Genomic DNA, 20,202 nt, shown 5'->3' on the forward strand with positions numbered 1-20,202 from the left:
GGGCTCAGGCTCCTTCGGACGCGGAGAAAATCGATGTGGGAGAAATTCGTGTGAGCTGGCCCTCGCCCGCAAGGGCTTCTACCAGCTGTTGTTCGGCAGCAAATGGATGGCCGCTCCAGCCCTGATGGCCGAAACCGGCAATCGCCACTTCGTCACCATCGCCGCTCACGTTCTCAAGAACATGGGCAATGGTGACAAGGCCTGTGCTGGGGCAGACATAGGGCGCGGGCGCATAGGCTTCTAGCGCAACATCGAGCCTTTCATGCACGCCGCGCGGAATGACGATGTGGCTCTTGCCGGTCTCGCGGGCGATGGCGGCAAAGCCTTCGGTGTAATCGGCGCAGAAATCTGTCAGTTCCGGCCAGCGTGCGCGTATGTCCGGTTCCATTTCTGAAAATTTTGCGGGATCCCGCACGGACCAGATGGCAGCGGCCTGCCGCACACCGTCGCTCTCGCGCCATTCGGTGCCCTCGGTCATCTCGAGGCCCGGCCGCCCGGTGTTGCATACGGCCACCACATCGGTGCGCGTACCGCCCAGCCCCAGCGACCGGCAATCATTGAAGCGGATGACGATGTCGGAACGGTCGATGAAATCAGCCACGCCCGGCGGCAGTTCCCCGTTTCCGACGATCGTGATCCGCCGCCCCATGCGTTCAGAAACCTTCCGACAGCTGACGCAGTTCTTCCGCCCGCTTGCCGCTCATATCGGCGAGGCAGGAGGAAATCAGCATCGGTTCCATCGAGCCGCCACGCGCCTGAAAGCCTGAAAGCGCACAATTGGCGTCACGAAACGCCACCCAGGCGCGCTGGGCAGTCACCAGGGCGTCGGTCGCACCCTTGCCATCCGCCTCCGCGGTCTTGTCGCGCTCGGTGAGCAGCTTGCGCAGCTTCTGATATTCGCCGTTCAACTGCTTGTCGGCCTTTTCGTAATCCTTGCCGGCGCAGATGGTCATGTCCGCCTGCGTCTGCGGCGCCTTGCAGTCCGGCTCGCTCTGCGCTGCGGCCGGCGTGGAAAATCCGGCGGTCGCGCTGAGAAGCACGGCCGCCATGAAGACCTTGTTTCGGCTCATCTCCATCCCTCAGGCCGCCGCGCCGTCGAAAGCCTGCGGCTTCAGCGCCCGGGGATCAACACCATCAAGACAATTGGCGTTCACTGCCACCATCGGCGTTCCATCCGGCCCGTCGGCATAAGCAAAACTCTCGATGCCGCAGGTGGAGCAGAAAAGATGATGGATCTTGTGTTTGTTGAAGAGATATTCCGCCAGCTTGTCCTCGCCGGAAAGCAGCGTGAACTTGTCACGCGGCGCGAAAGCGAGCGTGGAGCCAAGACGCTTGCAGCGCGAGCAATTGCAGACAACAGTGTGATCGAGATCGGCATCGACCTCGAAGCTGACGCTGCCGCACTGGCAGCTTCCATGATAATGCGCCGTCGCCATTTCATAACCTCCCCATGACCTGTTGACGGAAACCATAAACCTCACGCTTGCCGGAAAGCGGCACCAGCGTCACTTCCCGCTTCTGGCCGGGTTCGAAACGAACCGCCGTGCCCGCGGGAATATCGAGACGCATGCCGCGCGCCCTGTCGCGGTCGAAGATGAGACCCGCATTGGTCTCGAAGAAATGATAATGGCTGCCCACCTGCACCGGCCGGTCGCCCGAATTGGCCACCTCGATCGTCACCGTCGGCTGGCCGGCATTGAGTTCGATGGTGCCTTCTGCGGCAATGATTTCGCCTGGTTTCATGGTGCTCCCCTTGTCTTTCTCACGCGGCCGTGGCTGCCGCGCAGCCTTCCGCCTTCAGCACCCGCTTCGTCGATGCCGGGTTGTTGATGAGCCTGGCCGCCGGACGAACGGGCCTGCGAACCAGCTCACCGCCGCAATTCGGGCAGGCGCCATCAAGCACGCCCGTCACGCAGTCGACGCAGAAAGTGCATTCGAACGAGCAGATCATCGCATCCCTGTTATCGGGCGCAAGATCGCGGTCGCAGCATTCGCAATTGGGCCGAAGTTCCAGCGCCATATCAACCCCTCAACGGATCGGTTCGTGAACGGTCACCAGCTTGGTGCCGTCAGGAAAGGTCGCTTCCACCTGCACATCATGGATCATCTCGGCGATACCATCCATCACCTGATCGCGGGTAATGACATGCGCGCCGGCTTCCATCAGGTCGGCCACAGCGCGACCATCGCGGGCGCCCTCGACCACGAAATCGGTAATCAGCGCAATCGCTTCGGGATAGTTGAGCTTCACGCCGCGTTCCAGCCGGCGGCGCGCCACCATGGCGGCCATGGAAATCAGCAGCTTGTCTTTTTCTCTTGGGCTAAGGTTCATCGTGGTCCCGCAGCTTGGCACCTGCCCCGCAAACAGCGCGATTGTGGCAGGCAGATCCGACGTGTTGACAGACCCCGAAGGACGCCTGTCGCGGGGCAACCTTAAGGGTTTACAGATTCCAGACTTTCGGCACTGGCGCGCCGTTTCGCAAGAGCGAAATGATCGGAAAAAGCAATTTTCTCAAGGAGAAACCATCTTCGGCAGAGACGCGAACGACAAGCTTGCCCTGCCATTCGCTGGCGCCGCCGCTTTCACCGGCAATAGCCCGGATTTTAGGCAGAAGCGCCTCAGCCAGCGGCCCGATATAAAGAAGCGTGGCAAAGGCCACCTGACCAGCCAGAACCGCCGGTTTCGCCGTCAGCGCCGCCACCTCGCCTTCAAGCACAAGTTCTTCCGCATGCACCAGCCTGCCTCCATGGCGAATACGCCAGCGGTCACGAAAGAGACCATGCGTCATCGCCTCGCCCATGGCCTTACGGCCGAGCAGCACGGCTTCGACAGCGATGAATTCGGAGGATTGGTCGAGATCGGCTTCCAGCCGGCGGGTCAAGGAAGCACGGTCGAAGAGGATGGTCTCCTGCGGCAGCCAATGCAGCTTCGCACCCGGCCCGGCGGAAACGCGGGCGGTCACGGCGGCGGTGCCTGATGATGCCTTATAGACCTTTTCGCAGGCCTGCGTGGTCACAACAAGCGAGGTGCCGGCGCCGGCCGTGGCCTGCCATTCGATTTCGTCTCCGCCGGTCAGGCCGCCGGAGGAATTGATGAGGATGGCTTCCGCTTCGTTTGAGAAGGTTTCCGGCAGGCGGATTTTCGCGCAGCCTTCCTGGAACAGTTCGTCCAGCCGGCTGCGGCCTTCAACAGCCTTTGTTACAATGCGTCCTCTGCCACGGGCGCGTTGCTGCCGGACAGGTTGAGCGTCTTGGCGACCGGAAGGGCCGATGGCTTGCTGTTGCTGCTGCACGCGGTCTCCGAAACGGTTGCGGAAGCGGACGAGGTCTTGGCGCCGCAATCCTTCTTGACGACGGCATCCACGACAAGCTGCCCTTCCGTATTGCGGAAGAAATCCCACATTCTTTCGGCCGCATCAACCGTGCGTGTCACTTCGCCTGTGGGCATCTTGCGCTCCACGGCCGGTTCCGCCTTCGGTGTCTGCTCGCCGCCCGGCTTGCGGGTGACGACGGCGTTAGCGGCCAGAACCTCGGCCTTCATGGTGGCGCGCGGCCAGGCGTGGTCCCAGTCGTTGATGACATAGGACTGGATGCGTGCACCAGCCTTGCAGACATCATAGGAATTGACGGTGAAGCTTTCGCCCACCTTGCTTTTCGCAGCGCCCTTGCAGCCATCCATTTCGGCCCAGCGCTTCAACGCCGTTTCGCCGCCATATTGCCAATAGGACTTGCCGCCGCCCTGATAGGGATTGGCGGGGTCTTTCAGCCCGGCAAAGGCGATGATCGACATTGGCCGCACAGGCTGGCAGCTTGCCGCATCCGGTCCCCACTTGCCTTCCGTCTCCAGCGGATAACCCGCGCGGAGCGAAGCAACGAAGCCGGCAGCGTTAAAATCCGCGTTGCCGCTGCAGATGAATTGCGACAGCATGCGCCCGCCGCCGGAATAACCGGAGCCATAAAAACGCTCCTCATCCACGCAGAACTTGCCCTTCACCATGGTGATGGCATCGCGGATGAAACCGACTTCATCGAGCCCGCCCGGCCGCTTGGTGACACCGGGAACATTCCAGGCATGGGTGCCCGGCAATTCGCCGCTCAGGCTGCCGGCCAGCGCCACGACCATGAGACCGTCACGCTCGGCAAGCTTGTCCCAGCCGCTGCGGTTCAGCTGACCATGCGGATTGCTGTTGGAGCCATGGAAATCGAACACGACCGGCAGCGGCTTATTTCCATCATAGGCCGATGGAACAAAATAGACGCCGTCGCGTTTTTCACCGTTGGAGAGAATGGAAAAGTCGTGCCGACCCGGTTCCATGCCGGGAACAATACCCTGACCGCAGGTCGATGCCGACGCTGCGGCCCCTGCGCTTGCGCTGATCACCAGCCCGAGGAACAGGCTGCGTGCGGAACGCACCAACCGGGAAGCCCGGCCCACTGCAAAGTCTTGAATCATTGACACGCCTTTATTGGCACAGTTTCCCGACGATACGTCGAGCGTGCGGGAAATGTAAGGGATCAACAGTCGCGGCGTGCGAATAGACTTCTTCTGTGTCTCGCATGCAGCATTTCATGCGCCCAATACCATAGGCTTTTACTTAATGAAACGCTAAAATTACGCATGAAAGCCATGCACAGGCGCATAGACTTTCAAAATATTAATCGGCCGTTTTTATGCCGTGATCGGCGCACGCAACATTACACCGTCAGATGCCGCCGCGCTTCCGGCGTATCCAGCGTTTCGGCCAGCCCCTCATGCACGATTTCACCGCGGTCCATGATGTAGACGTAATCGGCAAGCTCGCGGCAGAAATCCAGATATTGCTCGACCAGCAGGATCGCCATACCGGTGGAGTCGCGCAGATATTTGATCGCCCGGCCGATATCCTTGATGATCGACGGCTGGATGCCTTCCGTCGGCTCGTCGAGGACGAGGATTTTCGGCCGTGTCACCAGCGCCCGGCCAATCGCAAGCTGCTGCTGCTGGCCACCCGAGAGATCGCCGCCGCGCCGCGACAGCATGGTTTGCAGCACCGGAAACAGGCTGAAAATATCGTCCGGGATGAAACGCTCCCTGCGCGGCAGCGGCGCATAACCGCTCTCCAGATTTTCCTGCACGCTGAGCAGCGGAAAGATTTCCCGTCCCTGCGGCACGTAACCCACCCCGCGCTTAGCCCGCTGGTAAGGTGCGAGCCCGTCGAGCGCCGCATCGCCGAAACGGATGGTGCCGGCGCTGGTGGCCTGCTGGCCGGTGACGGCACGCAAGAGTGAGCTTTTGCCGACGCCGTTGCGGCCGAGAACACAGGTGATCTTGCCCATCTCCGCTTTCAGCGACACGCCGCGCAGGGCCTGCGCCGCGCCATAGTGGAGGTTGATGTTTTCGACTGTCAGCATTTCACCCACCTGTTCTAATTCAATAATGTTCGTCGCAAGGCCTGCAGAGCGAGATCCTGCTCGGAGGTCTTGTCACCCCCCACTCGGCTAACCTCTTCGGCGATATCGATCAGTTGGCGTCTTTCATCGAAATCGAGCGTATTTGCCCATAAATCGCGAAACCTGCGAATTGGGTCTTCGGGATTAACGACATTTCTGGACGCCCACTCTCCAAAGACGATAACTTCCTCCATATCCGCTGGCGGGACGATGCCTTTCATCCTGTCGCGAACGACATTTTTGGCCATGTCGAGATACATCGGCTTTTCGTTCGCAAGGCACATGAAGAATGCCACCGCAGCGATAGCCGGATCGCGAATGGAGGCTATCGGAGCGACTTCGGCCTTCTTCCGAAACGATCTGCGCTTATAAGCGCCGCGCATTTTTTCGACGGTATCGATGATCTCGCTACCCGCCTCACGCGCCATTTTCAGCCGCCAATACCAGACAGCCGCACCGCCGATTGCCATAACCAGAATTCCGATCAACGCCATCAAATCAACTCCAGATCTTAAATTTTTCAACTTAAATCCGGTTATTATTACAGGCACAAGTAGAAGAACATTCTTTCTAACGCCCCAGATAATTCTCGATCACCTTCGGATCGCTGGACACAAAATCGATCGACCCTTCGGCCAGCACCGAGCCTTCGGCAAGACACGTCACCTTCACGCCCAGTTCGCGGATGAAGCCCATATCGTGCTCCACCACGACAACCGAACGGGTCTTCGCGATCTCCTTCAAAAGCACGGCGGTTTCCGCCGTCTCTGCATCCGTCATGCCGGCGACAGGCTCGTCCACCAGCAGCAGCTTCGGTTCCTGCGCGAGCAGCATGCCGATCTCAAGCCACTGTTTCTGGCCATGCGAAAGGTTGGCGGCGAGATCGCCGCGGCGGTGGCCGAGACGCACGGTGGCGAGGATTTCCTCGATGCGCGCCTTGTCCTCCTCCGTCAGCCGATAGAACAGCGTGGCGAAGACGCCGCGCTTGCGGTTCAGCGCCAGTTCCAGATTGTCCCAGACGGTATGGCTTTCAAACACCGTCGGCTTCTGGAACTTCCGCCCGATGCCGAGCTGGGCGATATCCGCCTCATCCTTTTTCGTGAGATCGATACTGTCTTCAAACAGCACCCTGCCCGTGTCCGGCCGCGTCTTGCCGGTGATGATATCCATCATCGTCGTCTTGCCCGCGCCATTCGGGCCGATGATGGCGCGGAGTTCACCGGGCTCCACCACGAAGGAGAGCGAGTTGAGCGCCTTGAAACCATCGAAAGAAACGGAAACGCCATCGAGATAAAGCAGGCTCTTGGTTCTGTTTTCGGAAACCGTGTTCATGGGCTTACTCCGCCGCCTGTTGCGCAACCGCGCTGTCGTTGCCGGGCTGCTGGGCAGCGCCTGCCGCCCGCGCGACCCGCTTTTCGCGGCGTCCGACGAGATAATGCTGCACGGTGCCGACAATGCCCTTCGGGAAGAAGAGCGTTACCGCGATAAAGAGACCGCCCAGCGCAAACAGCCAGAATTCGGGAAAAGCGCCAGTGAAATAGCTCTTGCCGCCATTGACCAGAACAGCGCCGATGATCGGCCCGATCAGCGTGCCGCGCCCGCCCACCGCCGTCCACACCACCACTTCGATGGAGTTGGCGGGGGAGAATTCGCCGGGGTTGATGATGCCCACCTGCGGCACGAACAGCGCCCCGGCAATGCCCGCCATCATGGCTGACACGACGAAGGTGAAGAGCTTGATGTTCTCCACCCTAAACCCAAGGAAGCGCACCCGGCTTTCGGCATCGCGCACGCCCACCAGCACCTTGCCGAATTTGGAATTGACGATGCCCGATGCGACCAGCAGCGAAAGCGCCAACATCACCGCCGTCATGGCAAACAGCACGGCACGGGTGCCATCCGCCTGCACGGAAAAGCCGAGGATGTCCTTGAAATCGGTCAACCCATTATTGCCGCCAAAACCCATGTCGTTGCGGAAGAAGGCGAGCAACAGGGCATAGGTCATGGCCTGGGTGATGATCGAGAGATAAACACCATTGACGCGCGAGCGGAAGGCGAACCAGCCGAACACGAAGGCGAGCAGGCCCGGCACCACCAGCACCATCAACGCCGCAAACCAGAACATGTCGAAGCCGTGCCAGAACCACGGCAGTTCCTTCCAGTTGAGGAAGACCATGAAGTCAGGCAGCACGGGATGGCCATAGACCCCGCGCGTGCCGATCTGCCGCATCAGATACATGCCCATGGCATAACCGCCGAGCGCGAAGAAGGCGGCATGGCCGAGCGAGAGAATGCCGCAATAACCCCAGACAAGATCAAGCGCCAGCGCAAGCAGCGCATAGGAGAGATATTTGCCCAGCATCGACATGATGTAGGTCGGGATGCGGAACGCGCTGTCGGCTGGTAAAAGCAGGTTGGAGGCGGGCACCAGCACGGCGATGGCCAGAATGAGGCCGATGGCGATGGAAATGCGGCGATCGAGCGCGCGCAGGAGGAAGCCGGTAATCATGCTTCGATCGCCCTTCCCTTGAGTGCGAAGAGACCACGCGGCCGCTTCTGGATGAACAGGATGATGAGGACGAGCACGAGGATCTTGCCGAGAACGGCGCCGACCGTCGGCTCAAGGAACTTGTTGAGCACGCCAAGCGACAGCGCCCCCACCAGCGTTCCCCAGAGATTGCCGACGCCGCCGAACACCACCACCATGAAACTGTCGATGATGTAGCTCTGGCCGAGATTGGGAGAGACATTGTCGATCTGCGACAGCGCCACACCCGCAAGACCGGCGACGCCGGAACCGAGCGCAAAGGTGAAGGCATCCACCCAGGGTGTGCGGATGCCCATGGAAGAGGCCATGCGGCGGTTCTGGGTCACGGCGCGCATCTGCAACCCGAAGGAGGAGCGCTTCAAAAGCACCAGCAGCGCGAAGAAGACCGAGAGCGAGAAACAGACAATCCAGACCCGGTTCCAGGTGAAATTGAGATAACCGACGCTGAAGGAGCCGGACATCCAGCCGGGGCTGCCAACTTCCCGGTTGGTCGGGCCGAAGATGGAGCGCACGCCCTGTTGCAGGATGAGTGAAATGCCCCAGGTGGCCAGCAGCGTTTCCAGCGGCCGCCCGTAAAGGAAGCGGATGACGCCACGCTCCATGATGAGCCCGACGAAGGCCGTCACCAGAAAAGCAGCTGGCAGTGCGATGGCGAGCGACCAGTCGAACAGGCCGGGGAAATGGCTGCGGATCACCTCCTGCACCATGAAGGTGGAATAGGCGCCGATCATCACCATCTCGCCATGGGCCATGTTGATGATGCCCATCACGCCGAAGGTGATGGCAAGGCCGATGGCCGCGAGCAGCAGTACGGAGCCGAGCGACAGGCCGTACCATACATTCTGTGCGTAATCCCAGAAGGCGAGCGCGCTTTCGATGCTCGCAATGGCGTTGTCGATATCCGGCTTCAGGCTCTGATCCACCGACGAGGACGCCGCCATGAGGATGCTGATGGCATCGCGGCCACCAAGGTTCTTGATGGTGGCGATCGCTTCTTTCTTTACCTCGAGGGGGCGGTCGGAGGAGAGCAGCGAGACGGCCCGCGCCTCCTCCATCCGGGTCCGCACCTCATTATCGGCCTCCTTGGCGATGGCCGCTTCCAGCAATTCGAGATTTTCGGCGCTCGGCGCTTTCAAGACGGCATCGGCCGCCGAAAGCCGCACGGATTTTTCCGGGCTTAGCAGGGTCAGACCGCCGAGAGCGGCACGGATGACGCGGCGAAGATTGTTGTTGATCTTGATCTTAGAGACGGCGGCCTTGGGGGCCTCACCGGCGCTTTCGCCGCTCAGCGGATCGATCAACGTGAAGCTCGACCCTGCTGGTTTCGTCATGAACACCAGATTATCGGTCTTGCGCACGTAAAGATCACCCGCCGCGAAAGCCTCGAGCGCCGGCACGACCCGCGCATCGCCGGTGGCGGCGATCTGCCCGATCAGCGTTTCGGCCTGTTTGAAGTCCGCCGTGCCGAGTTGGTCGATCAGCGCCTTCGGATCGCTTTGCGCGAAGGATTGCGCCGCGATCCCGAGGGTGAGCCAGAGAAAGATGGCTCCGAGAAAAGATCGGATCGTCATGTCGGGTTCCTTGGAGCGTTTCCGATAAAAGCGCCGTCTGTGGGTGCCGCCACCCCCCTCTGCCCTGCCGGGCATCTCCCCCACAGGTGGGGAGATCGGCAAGGGGCGCCTGCATCGCTCTATCTCAACCGATGAGGAAGGCGGGGCGCCTTGCCGCGAGTCGATCTCCCCACCTGTGGGGGAGATGCCCGGCAGGGCAGAGGGGGGCATGCTTGTTCAGTTCGGGCGATAGGAGTGCAAAGTCACCGCCCCCGACAAGGGGGCGGCAACCAACCGTCGCTATCAGCTACCCTTGCCGCCGCACTTGCCACTGGCCACATTGAAGTTGCCGCAAGACATCGGCTTCCTCCAGTCCGAGATCAGATCCTTCGAGTCCGGCAGGTAATCCGACCATTCATCACCCACCACCTGCGGCGTCTGCTGCACGATCTCAAACTGCCCATCGGCCTGGATTTCGCCGATCAGCACCGGCTTGGTGATGTGGTGGTTCGGCATGACGGTGGAGTAACCGCCCGAAAGGTTCGGCACCGAAACGCCGATGATCGAGTCCAGAACCTTGTCCGTATCGGTCGTGCCGGCGGATTCGACGGCCTTTACCCAGGCGTTGAAACCGATATAGGCCGCTTCCATCGGGTCGTTGGTCACGCGCTTGTCGTTTTTCGTAAACGCGTGCCAGGTCTTGATGAACTCGGCATTGACCGGAGCATCGACAGACTGGAAGTAGTTCCAGGCGGCAAGGTGGCCGACGAGCGGTGCGGTATCGAGACCGGCAAGCTCTTCTTCGCCAACAGAGAAGGCGACGACCGGAATGTCTTCCGCCTTGATACCCTGGTTCGCCAGTTCTTTGTAGAACGGCACGTTGGCGTCGCCGTTGATGGTGGAGACCACGGCGGTCTTCTTGCCGGCCGAGCCGAACTTCTTGATGTCGGACACGATCGTCTGCCAGTCGGAATGACCGAATGGCGTGTAGTTGATCATGATGTCCTCTTCCTTGACGCCCTTCGACATCAGGTAGGCCTTCAGGATCTTGTTGGTGGTCTGCGGGTAGACATAGTCCGTGCCGGCCAGAACCCAGCGCTCCACACCTTCGGTGCTGGCGAGATAATCGACGGCCGGAATGGCCTGCTGGTTCGGTGCCGCACCCGTATAGAAGATGTTGCGCGAGGATTCCTCACCCTCGTACTGAACCGGGTAGAACAGGATCGAATTCAGCTCTTCGAAAACCGGCAGCACGGATTTGCGCGAGGAAGACGTCCAGCAGCCGAAGACGGCGGCGACCTTGTCCTGCGAAATCAGCTGGCGGGCCTTTTCGGCGAAAAGCGGCCAGTCGGAGGCCGGATCGACCACCACGGCTTCGAGTTTCTTGCCGAGAACGCCGCCCTTCTTGTTCTGCTCGTCGATGAGCATCAGCATGGCGTCTTTCAGCGTCGTCTCTGAAATCGCCATGGTGCCGGAAAGCGAATGCAGCACGCCGACCTTGATCGTGTCATCAGCTGCAAACGCGCCGTGGAAGGCGGTGGTGGACAGGATCGCGCCAAGCAGCGCGGCACTAAGCGTCTTGCGGAACATCATCGGAAGAACCCCTCTCCTTGTTGGCCTCTCGTCGAGGCTCAGCGGCATCTGCGGCCGCTGCTGGGAGGGACTATCGATCTCGCGGACGCGAAACCGTATACGTCAATTGACGTAGGCGGGGTGGCGAAAGATGCAGGGAAGGAGATTTGGGAGAAAGCTCGGCCTAAAGATCCGCCGGCATTTATGTTCGACCGTCCCGCCTATTCGACGTCATCCTCGCCCTTGAGGCGAGGATCCATAGGCGCTCCCATCGTGAATCCACGGGTCAAGCCCGAGGTTGACGCAGAGTGGGCCTGAAGAGTTGAAGACGCAAACGTGGCTAGGCCCACCACAATCGGTAAAACTTCACAAGAAGCCAGATCAGGAATGCGGCTTGTCGTTCCGCTCTTCGTCGCGGATCGCATCATCGTGATACCAGGAACCGAAGTCGATATGCGGTTCCTGCGCCTGGCGCTCGAGGTCGTTCAGGCCGCTGCTGCGGAACTTCGAAAGACCCGCGCGCCCGCCGACCGGGAATTGATAGATCGTTGCCGTCTCGCGATGAATGCCAGTTGCCATTTCGATCATCTCACTTTGTTTGCATCGAAGCACTTTTTGTATGGAGCAAACCCGCAAGCGCCGGATTCGCTCCGTTTGATTAAAAAAAAATCACGTTGCGAAAAATATAGGCATTAATCGTCTCATATACAAGAAAAACCATTCCGAAAGCGCCGGTTTTTGGGGCAAATGCCGATCCCTCGCGCGCAATTGAAATCATTGCACCGCAGCAGGGCATTTCCCCGCCAGACGTCGGCTATCTATCAGGATTCAATGATGAAACATGAGGGGTGAATTTGCCTGCCGCAGTGCAGCAGAAGCGGACCGAGGTGATACCGCAGCCCCTGCATGACAGGGCCCCTGAAAGATTTTTCGAAGAATTCGCCCGATATCGCCAATCTGGCACGCGGCATGCATCTAACCCGTCAGCCCTTGAACGCGAATGCGCTTCCGGTGGTCAAAGCCACGGGAGGCCTCAAGGCTTCGCATTGTTACCTATGAGAGGTTCGTAATGACTAAGTTCAAACTCGAGTACATCTGGCTGGACGGATACAAGCCGGTCCCCAACCTGCGCGGCAAGACACAGGTCAAGGAATTCGACGAATTCCCGACGCTCGAGCAGCTGCCGCTTTGGGGTTTTGATGGCTCGTCCACCCAGCAGGCCGAAGGCCACTCGTCGGATTGCGTGCTGAAGCCCGTTGCGATCTATCCCGATCCGGCCCGCACCAACGGCGTACTCGTCATGTGCGAAGTCATGATGCCTGATGGCGTCACCCCGCATGCATCGAACAGCCGCGCGACCATCCTCGACGACGAGGACGCATGGTTCGGTTTCGAACAGGAATACTTCTTCTACCAGGACGGCCGTCCGCTCGGCTTCCCCGAGCAGGGCTACCCGGCTCCGCAGGGTCCGTATTACACCGGCGTCGGCTTCAAGAACGTTGGTTCGGTTGCCCGCGAAATCGTTGAAGAGCACCTCGACCTCTGCCTCGAAGCAGGCATCAACCACGAAGGCATCAACGCCGAAGTGGCCAAGGGCCAGTGGGAATTCCAGGTATTCGGCAAGGGCTCCAAGCGCGCCGCCGACCAGATCTGGATCGCCCGTTACCTGCTGGTACGCCTTTGCGAACAGTACGGCATCGACGTCGAGTTCCATTGCAAGCCGCTCGGCGACACCGACTGGAACGGTTCGGGCATGCATTGCAACTTCTCCACCAAGTTCCTGCGTGAAGTTGGCGGCAAGGAATATTTCGAAGCCCTCATGGCTGCCTTTGCCAAGAACTGGAAAGAGCACATCGACGTTTACGGTCCGGACAACCATCTGCGCCTGACCGGCAAGCACGAAACCGCTCCGTGGAACAAGTTCTCCTACGGCGTTGCCGACCGTGGCGCGTCGATCCGCGTTCCGCATTCCTTCGTCAACAACGGTTACCGTGGTTACCTCGAAGACCGTCGTCCGAACTCGCAGGGCTGCCCCTACCAGATCGCTTCCGTCGTTCTGAAGACGATCGCAGAAGTGCCGCTCGCAAAGTCGGCTGCTGCCTGATAAGCCAAGACATGGCGTCGCCCGAACCGGGCGACGCCATTTTTGTGTCCACCAAACGGCCGGACCGGACAGGTGACCTTTCGCCATCGCCGTGCGCGACATAGACTTTCTTATGCGCAAATTCAGAAATGTTGCGTGGCTTCGAGCAACTGCATCGGATTTTCCGAAAACCGCGACACAGCTTTCGTCCGATGCTCTAAAGCAAGAAAGTGAGCGATGGGCATTCTCCGCAAATTCTCTCTCGAAAACCGCATCGCCGTCATCACCGGCAGTGGCCGCGGCCTCGGTTTCGAAATCGCCAAGGCTTTCGCCGAAGCTGGTGCCCATGTGTGGCTGACCGGCCGTAATGCGCAGACGCTGGAAGAGGCGGCAGACACCCTTCGTAACGCCGGCGGAAAAGCCGATTATGCGGCCTTCGACATCGCTGATACGGCCGCCGGAAGCGCCCTTGTTCGCCGCATCATGGATGAATTCGGCCATCTCGATATTCTCGTCAACAATGTCGGCGCGCGCGACCGTCGCCCGCTTGCCGAATTCAGCGACGACGATGTGCTGGAGCTTATCCGCACCGACCTCACCTCCTCCGTCTCGCTGTCGCGGGATGCTGCGCAAGCCATGAATGCCAATGGTTACGGCCGCATCATCACCATCACCTCCATTCTCGGCCACATCGTCCGGCCGGGTGATGCGATCTACCCCGTCGCCAAGCAGGGCCTGACCGGGCTGATGCGCGCAATCGCTGTCGAATATGGTGCGCGCGGCATCACCAGCAACGCCATTGCACCCGGCATGTTCGCCACGGAAACCAATGCGGCCCTTGCCGAAAACCCTGACATGGTCGCCTTTGCCAAACTGCGCGTGCCGCTGGAACGCTGGGGCAGGCCGGATGAAATCGCCGGTGCAGCCCTGTTTCTGGCCAGCGACGCCTCCTCCTTCGTCAACGGCCATGTGCTGACGGTGGATGGCGGCATGTCGGTGCGGCTGTGAGAACGGCAAAACACCTTTTGCGGGAAGGGGCTGGATCCTAGGCATGGCCGCACGGCAACGCATCATCCCCGTCAGGCGCGAATATAACCGCTGGGTCGCCAACCAGACGCTGGAAGATTATGCGCTGCGCTTCACCGCTAAAAGCGCCCGGCAATTTTCGTCCAACCGCATCTCCCACACCGCCATCGGCGCTATTTCCTTTCTGGCACTGGAAGCCATCGGCGGCGCGATCACGCTGTCATACGGCACCACCAACGCCTTTTACGCCATCATCGTCGCGGCCATTGCCATGCTTGCCGTCGGCCTGCCGATCAGCCGTTACGCCATCCGCCACGGCGTCGATATCGACCTCCTGACACGCGGCGCGAGCTTCGGTTACATCGGCTCCACCATCACCTCGCTGATCTACGCCGCCTTCACCTTCATGCTCTTCGCCATAGAGGCGTCGATCATGTCCGGCGCGCTGGAGCTGGCGCTCGGCATTCCCCTGTGGATCGGCTACATCATCTCCGCCGTCATGGTCATTCCGCTCGTCACCCATGGCGTGCGCCTCATCAGCCGTTTCCAGATCATCACCCAGCCCTTCTGGATCGTGCTGAACGTATTGCCCTTCATCTTCATCGCTTTGATGGACTGGGAAAAATACGATCTGTGGCGAGCCTTTTCCGGCATTCATCACGCCTCCGGTCCGCCGGGCACCGTGGCCCATTTCAATCTGGTGGAATTCGGCGCGGCGTCTGCCGTCATCCTCGCGCTGATGTCGCAGATCGGCGAACAGGTGGATTTCCTGCGCTTCCTGCCCGCCGAGGGCCAGAGCCGTCTGCGCCATCGCATCGCGGTCTTTCTGGCGGGTGCTGGCTGGGTCGTCGTGGGCGTGCCAAAGCTGCTGGCCGGTTCCTTCCTCGTGGTCTTGACCTTCAGTTCCGGCGTCTCGGTGGACCGCGCCGCCGATCCGGCCCAGATGTACCTGACCGCCTTCGGCTACATGATCCCCAACCATACGGCGGCCATGCTGCTGATGGTCGCCTTCGTGGTCGTCTCGCAGCTGAAGATCAACGTCATGAACGCCTATGCGGGCTCGCTCGCCTGGTCCAACTTCTTCTCCCGCCTCACCCACAGCCATCCCGGCCGCGTGGTCTGGCTGGTCTTCAACGTGGTGATCGCGCTGCTGTTGATGGAACTCGGCATCTATCGCCTGCTGGAAGAAACGCTCGGCATTTTTTCCATCGTTGCCATGGCCTGGCTCTGCACCATCTCGGCCGATCTGTTCATCAACAAGCCGCTCGGCCTTGCCCCACCGGGCATCGAGTTCAAGCGCGCCCATCTCTACGATATCAATCCCGTCGGCGTCGGCTCCATGGCGCTTTCGGCCACCATTGCGCTGATGGCGCATTTCGGCACCTTCGGCGCACTCGCTGCCTCGCTTGCGCCCTATCTCACCCTCATCGTCGCCTTCATCGCCTCGCCGCTGATCGCCTGGGGCACGAAGGGCAAATTCTATCTGGCTCGCAAGCCGCGCCAGAAATGGCGCGAGCTGAGCGCCATCACCTGCTCCATCTGCGAACACCCGTTCGAGCCGGAAGACATGGCATGGTGTCCGGCCTATGCGGCGCCGATCTGTTCGCTCTGCTGCTCGCTGGACAGCCGCTGCCATGACATGTGCAAGCCGAAGGCCAAGCTCAACTATCAGGTCGCGACGGTCGCAAAATCTTTCCTGCCCCACCAACTGGTTGCAAAACTCGCCACACGGCTCGGACGTTATGGCATGGCGGCGGCCATCGCCGTCCCCCCCCTTGGCGGCATATTGGCGCTCATCGCCCATCAGGTCGGCACCGCCTCGCCGGCAACGGCTGACGTGGTCAACCGCACCATCCTCATCGTGTTTTTCGTCTTTGCCGTCATTGCCGGCATCGTCTGCTGGTTTCTGGTTCTTGCCCATGACAGCCGGGTGGTCGCGGAAGAGGAATCCTCACGCCAGAACACGCTGCTGTTGAAGGAAATCGCAGCCCACAAGAAGACCGACGCCGCCCTTCAGGACGCCAAGGAAACGGCGGAAGCCGCCAACCGCGCCAAGAGCCGCTACGTTGTGGGCCTCAGCCACGAATTGCGCACACCGCTTAATGCCGTTTTAGGTTACGCGCAGATCCTCGAACGCGACGAAACTATCCCTCCTCCCCGGCAATCGGCCATCAAGGTCATCCGCCGTTCCGCCGACCATCTGTCGGGCCTGATCGACGGGCTTCTGGATATTTCCAAGATCGAGGCGGGCCGGTTGCAGGTCTATTCCAACGAGATCAACATTCAGGATTTCCTCGACCAGATCGTCGATATGTTCCGCCCGCAGGCGCAGGCCAAGGGTCTGGAATTCCGGCATGAACGCGCCCATTCCCTGCCGCAATATGTGCGCACGGATGAAAAGCGTCTGCGCCAGATTCTCGTCAACCTGCTCTCCAACGCCATCAAATTCACCGACGAGGGCAGCGTCACCTTCGATGTCGCCTATCGCAGCCAGGTCGCAAGCTTCACGGTGTCGGATACCGGGCGCGGCATCGCCGAAAAAGATCTCGCCCGCATCTACGAGCCTTTCCAGCGCGGCGAGGCCGAAAGCGTGCGCCCCATGCCGGGCCTCGGCCTCGGGCTGACAATCACAAGGCTTCTGACCAACACGCTCGGCGGCGAGATTTCGGTCTCCAGCGAAAAGGATCAGGGTTCCACCTTCCGCGTCCGCCTCATGCTGTCTGCCGTGCACCGGCCAAGCACGGCGCCTGCGCCGGAAAAGACCATCCGCTCCTATTCCGGCCCACGCCGCACCATCGTGGTGGTTGATGACAATGAGGATCACCGCGAGCTGATGCGGCAGGTGCTCTCGCCACTCGATTTCGTGGTGCTGACCGCCCAGAGCGGACCGGAATGCCTGACGCTGATCGAAGGCGTGAAGCCCGATCTTTTCCTCATCGATATTTCCATGCCCGGCATGACCGGCTGGCAGCTGGTGACGAAACTGCGCGAAGCCGGCCAGATCGCCCCGCTCATCATGCTCTCGGCCAATATCGGTGACGGAACCGTTGCGGGTGCGGGCGAAGATAACCACAACGACGCCATCGCCAAACCGGTCGATATCCGCCACCTGTGCGACAGGCTCGCCGTGCATCTCGGCCTCAAATGGATTTACGATACGGACTTGCCCCCACCGCCCGCGCCACAGCCGCCGGCGCAGATCGTTCATCCCGGCGCAATTCACATTCAAGATTTGCAGCGGCTCGGCGAAATAGGTTACATACGCGGCATAGAAGCGAAACTCGCCGATCTTGCCCGCAACACCGACAACCTGCCTTTCACGCAAGAGCTGGGGACCTATGTACAGGCTTTCGATCTGGCCGGTTACGCCCATTTTCTCAAACGGTTTTCAGATAGCGACAGGGGAGACGGTAAGGCATGAGCGGGCCAGGCGCAGCACTACCGAGAGACATCGTATTGCTGGTGGATGACAGCCCGGAGGCGCTTGGTTTCTTGACCGATGCACTGGAACAATCAGGCTTTTCGGCGCTGATCGCCACCTCGGGTCAGGCCGCCCTCAACATTGCCGAGCGCATCACGCCCGATATCATCCTGCTCGATGCCGTCATGCCTTCGATGGACGGTTTCGAAACCTGCCGTCGCCTGAAGGCCAATGCCGCCGTGGCGCAGGTGCCTGTCATCTTCATGACCGGGCTGACGGAGACCGAACATGTGGTGCGAGCGCTCGAATCCGGCGGTGTCGATTATCTGACCAAGCCGATCAACATCGATGAGCTGCGCGCCCGCATCCGCGTGCACCTCTCCAATGCCCGCTCGGCCCAGAGCGCCCGCGTGGCGCTCGATGCCGCCGGCCGCCACCTGCTTGCCGTGCGCGCCAACGGCGCGATCCACTGGTCCACACCGCAGGCAACCCGGCTGGTCAACGCCGCCACCGGCCGTGATGATGGGCTGGAGATTGTCGTTGCCCATATTTCCGGCTGGCTGGCCGACAGGACAACAGTGGATTCCGCCCGCGATGCACCGCTGACGATCACCGAGGCCGGGCGGCCCGCTTTGCAGCTATCCTTCCTCGGCGCAATGGGACCGGACGAATATCTCTTCCGTCTGACAGCCGCCAATGAGAAATCCGACGACCACCTGCTGAAGGACCACTTTGCCCTGACAACGCGGGAATCGGAAGTTCTGCTGTGGATTGCCAAAGGCAAATCCAACCGCGATATCGGCGATATTCTCGGCCTTTCCGCCAGAACCGTGAACAAACATCTGGAACAGATCTATGTGAAGCTCGGCGTCGAAAACCGCGCTTCGGCGGCCGTCAAGGCGGCGCATATTTTGCATCAGGGCTGACGAGCACAATTAGTGCGGTAAGGTTCAGCAAACATATATTTTCTGCTTGAATGCAGAGTATCCGCTTCCGGCCGAGCGGTCGCCACTTGTTTCTTCTCCCCGCCGGGGAGAAGGTCGCGGCAGCGGGATGAGGGGGCGAGGGTCGAGATATTCGGAGAGCTTGCCCCCTCATCCGACCCTTCGGGCCACCTTCCCCCCGACGGGGAGAAGAAACCTGCCTCACCCCTGCCTGCCGAAAAATCACCACCCGATCCACCTGATCCCCAACACAGGAGAAACGCCCATGAACCGTTTCATCATCCTTTCCGGCTGCTCCGGCGGCGGAAAATCCACCCTCCTCGCAGAACTTGCCCGGCGCGGTTTCGTAACCGTCGAGGAGCCCGGTCGGCGCATCGTCATCGAAGAACCCCGCAATAACGGCACCGCCCTGCCCTGGATCGACATCGAGGCCTTCGCCCGCCGGGCGATCACCATGGCCCTGGAAGACCGGCAAAAGGCGCCAGCGGATGGCCTCGTCTTTTTCGATCGCGGCCTGATCGACGCCGCTTCTGCGCTACGCCATGTCGGCGGCGATGGCTTCATCGATACGCTGAAAAACACGCACCGCTATAACCCTCTGGTTTTCCTCACCCCGCCCTGGCCTGAAATCTATCAGGGCGACGATGAACGCCGGCATGATTTCGACGCCGCGGTCGAGGAGTATGATCGTCTCGTCCGGGACTACGAAGCGCTTGGCTACGATAGCGTCGTGCTGCCAAAATCAGGCATCGAGGAACGTGCGGACTTTATTCTGGCGCGGATCGGCTGAACAGCCACAGGTTCGGCAGCGATATCAGAGCAATTGCGCGACGGTAACAAACTCGAACCCGCGTTGACGAAGGCCATCTATGATCAGGGGCAGCGCCTGCCGGGACACCTCGCGGCTTCGATACATGACATGCATGATGATGATCGAGCCGTTTCTCGTTTGCTCGATGACGTGACTGGCGAGGGCGGACGCATCTTCGGCGACATCGGGAAACGATTCCGGTTCGACATCCCACATGATGGTCGCCCGGTCATGCCGTGAAAGATACCAGGGCAAGGTGAGCAGCTTCTTGCCATAGGGCGGCCGGAACATGATCTCGCCTTCGTAGCCCGCAGCGCGAATAGCCGCATCGGTGCGCTCGATCTCCTCCCTGATCCGCGCCGGCCCCATGAACATCATGTTGGAATGCGTATAGCTATGGTTGCCGAGCTGATGCCCCTCGCTCACGATCATGCGCGCCTGCGGCAGGTTTTCTTCGGTCTCCTTACCGGTCAAAAAGAAAGTCGCTTTTACCCCGCGCTCCCTCAGGATCGTCAGGACATCAGGCGTAAAACGCACCGACGGCCCATCGTCGAAGGTCAGCGCCACCACCGGCCTTTCCGTTTCGACCCTTGCGATGATGCCACCGAATAATTGAGTCGTTCGGGATTTGCTGAAGAAATGCACGCCTATCAGCACCGCCGCCAGCGCAGCAAGAACAAGGAATAGAGACACGGTTCGCTTTATCGTCATTGCTACCCCTCATTGCAGTTTTCCCGAGAGGCTTTGTTTCCCGCCTTGTTGTCTCCAGTATGGCAAGCCGGACCACAAAAAGAAAAAGCCCGGCATCGCTGCCGGG

21 protein-coding genes are annotated in these 20,202 nt (G+C 60.4%); 5 read left to right on the forward strand and 16 right to left on the reverse strand.

Features of this window, described 5'->3' with window-relative positions:
• Nucleotides 1–4: 4 nt before the first annotated feature.
• The 15 genes from ASB65_RS20865 to ASB65_RS20935 form a co-directional block, all read right to left on the reverse strand.
• Nucleotides 5–649 (reverse strand): hypothetical protein, encoded by a 645-nt coding sequence (locus ASB65_RS20865; protein WP_020813389.1) that lies wholly within the window; start codon nt 647–649, stop codon nt 5–7.
• Between the two features lie 4 nt (nt 650–653).
• Nucleotides 654–1,076, reverse strand: a complete 423-nt coding sequence (locus tag ASB65_RS20870) for a lysozyme inhibitor LprI family protein (protein ID WP_080868459.1) — start codon at nt 1,074–1,076, stop codon at nt 654–656.
• A gap of 3 nt (nt 1,077–1,079) precedes the next feature.
• On the reverse strand, nt 1,080–1,436 hold the full coding sequence (locus ASB65_RS20875) for a GFA family protein (RefSeq protein ID WP_003510140.1): 357 nt from the start codon (nt 1,434–1,436) through the stop codon (nt 1,080–1,082).
• Between the two features lies 1 nt (nt 1,437).
• Nucleotides 1,438–1,743: an urease subunit beta gene (locus ASB65_RS20880; protein ID WP_003510142.1), complete on the reverse strand. Its 306-nt coding sequence runs from the start codon at nt 1,741–1,743 to the stop codon at nt 1,438–1,440.
• A 19-nt stretch (nt 1,744–1,762) separates the two neighbouring features.
• The gene (locus tag ASB65_RS20885) at nt 1,763–2,020 is read right to left on the reverse strand and encodes a DUF1272 domain-containing protein (protein ID WP_003510145.1); all 258 of its coding nucleotides are present in this window, start codon (nt 2,018–2,020) and stop codon (nt 1,763–1,765) included.
• A gap of 9 nt (nt 2,021–2,029) precedes the next feature.
• The gene (locus ASB65_RS20890; protein WP_003510146.1) at nt 2,030–2,332 is read right to left on the reverse strand and encodes an urease subunit gamma; all 303 of its coding nucleotides are present in this window, start codon (nt 2,330–2,332) and stop codon (nt 2,030–2,032) included.
• Between the two features lie 109 nt (nt 2,333–2,441).
• On the reverse strand, nt 2,442–3,293 hold the full coding sequence (locus tag ASB65_RS20895; RefSeq protein WP_060725240.1) for an urease accessory protein UreD: 852 nt from the start codon (nt 3,291–3,293) through the stop codon (nt 2,442–2,444).
• Nucleotides 3,200–4,453 (reverse strand): alpha/beta hydrolase family esterase, encoded by a 1,254-nt coding sequence (locus tag ASB65_RS20900; protein ID WP_060725241.1) that lies wholly within the window; start codon nt 4,451–4,453, stop codon nt 3,200–3,202. Before ASB65_RS20900 ends, ASB65_RS20895 begins: the two co-directional genes overlap by 94 nt.
• A 242-nt stretch (nt 4,454–4,695) precedes the next feature.
• On the reverse strand, nt 4,696–5,391 hold the full coding sequence (gene urtE / locus ASB65_RS20905) for an urea ABC transporter ATP-binding subunit UrtE (RefSeq protein WP_003510152.1): 696 nt from the start codon (nt 5,389–5,391) through the stop codon (nt 4,696–4,698).
• Nucleotides 5,392–5,405: 14 nt separating this feature from the next.
• Nucleotides 5,406–5,924, reverse strand: a complete 519-nt coding sequence (locus ASB65_RS20910; protein ID WP_060725242.1) for a hypothetical protein — start codon at nt 5,922–5,924, stop codon at nt 5,406–5,408.
• A gap of 76 nt (nt 5,925–6,000) precedes the next feature.
• Entirely contained in the window at nt 6,001–6,762 is a 762-nt protein-coding gene (gene urtD / locus ASB65_RS20915) for an urea ABC transporter ATP-binding protein UrtD (protein WP_060725243.1), read from the reverse strand.
• A gap of 4 nt (nt 6,763–6,766) precedes the next feature.
• On the reverse strand, nt 6,767–7,939 hold the full coding sequence (gene urtC, locus ASB65_RS20920; RefSeq protein WP_060725244.1) for an urea ABC transporter permease subunit UrtC: 1,173 nt from the start codon (nt 7,937–7,939) through the stop codon (nt 6,767–6,769).
• Nucleotides 7,936–9,549 (reverse strand): urea ABC transporter permease subunit UrtB, encoded by a 1,614-nt coding sequence (gene urtB / locus ASB65_RS20925; protein ID WP_060725245.1) that lies wholly within the window; start codon nt 9,547–9,549, stop codon nt 7,936–7,938. The genes urtC and urtB overlap by 4 nt, the downstream gene beginning before the upstream one ends.
• A 282-nt stretch (nt 9,550–9,831) precedes the next feature.
• The gene (gene urtA, locus ASB65_RS20930; protein ID WP_003510158.1) at nt 9,832–11,121 is read right to left on the reverse strand and encodes an urea ABC transporter substrate-binding protein; all 1,290 of its coding nucleotides are present in this window, start codon (nt 11,119–11,121) and stop codon (nt 9,832–9,834) included.
• 360 nt (nt 11,122–11,481) lie between these two features.
• A complete protein-coding gene (locus ASB65_RS20935) occupies nt 11,482–11,688 on the reverse strand; it encodes a DUF2735 domain-containing protein (protein WP_003510163.1) in 207 nt (68 codons plus the stop codon).
• Nucleotides 11,689–12,169: 481 nt separating this feature from the next.
• Here ASB65_RS20935 and ASB65_RS20940 point away from each other — a divergent pair, with 481 nt between their 5' ends.
• From ASB65_RS20940 to ASB65_RS20960, 5 genes are all read left to right on the forward strand, one after another.
• On the forward strand, nt 12,170–13,204 hold the full coding sequence (locus ASB65_RS20940; RefSeq protein WP_060725246.1) for a glutamine synthetase beta-grasp domain-containing protein: 1,035 nt from the start codon (nt 12,170–12,172) through the stop codon (nt 13,202–13,204).
• A 216-nt stretch (nt 13,205–13,420) separates the two neighbouring features.
• Nucleotides 13,421–14,191, forward strand: a complete 771-nt coding sequence (locus tag ASB65_RS20945) for an SDR family oxidoreductase (RefSeq protein WP_060725247.1) — start codon at nt 13,421–13,423, stop codon at nt 14,189–14,191.
• 43 nt (nt 14,192–14,234) lie between these two features.
• Nucleotides 14,235–17,630, forward strand: coding sequence for an ATP-binding protein (locus tag ASB65_RS20950; protein WP_060725248.1), 3,396 nt, complete (start codon nt 14,235–14,237; stop codon nt 17,628–17,630).
• The gene (locus ASB65_RS20955; RefSeq protein WP_003510174.1) at nt 17,627–18,556 is read left to right on the forward strand and encodes a response regulator; all 930 of its coding nucleotides are present in this window, start codon (nt 17,627–17,629) and stop codon (nt 18,554–18,556) included. The genes ASB65_RS20950 and ASB65_RS20955 overlap by 4 nt, the downstream gene beginning before the upstream one ends.
• A gap of 283 nt (nt 18,557–18,839) precedes the next feature.
• A complete protein-coding gene (locus tag ASB65_RS20960; RefSeq protein ID WP_060725249.1) occupies nt 18,840–19,364 on the forward strand; it encodes an AAA family ATPase in 525 nt (174 codons plus the stop codon).
• A 24-nt stretch (nt 19,365–19,388) separates the two neighbouring features.
• On the opposite strand, the gene ASB65_RS20965 is transcribed toward ASB65_RS20960, so the two are convergent.
• Nucleotides 19,389–20,096, reverse strand: a complete 708-nt coding sequence (locus ASB65_RS20965) for a polysaccharide deacetylase family protein (RefSeq protein ID WP_060725250.1) — start codon at nt 20,094–20,096, stop codon at nt 19,389–19,391.
• Between the last annotated feature and the right edge of the window lie 106 nt (nt 20,097–20,202).

This window comes from Agrobacterium tumefaciens str. B6, assembly GCF_001541315.1.
GTDB lineage: Bacteria > Pseudomonadota > Alphaproteobacteria > Rhizobiales > Rhizobiaceae > Agrobacterium > Agrobacterium radiobacter.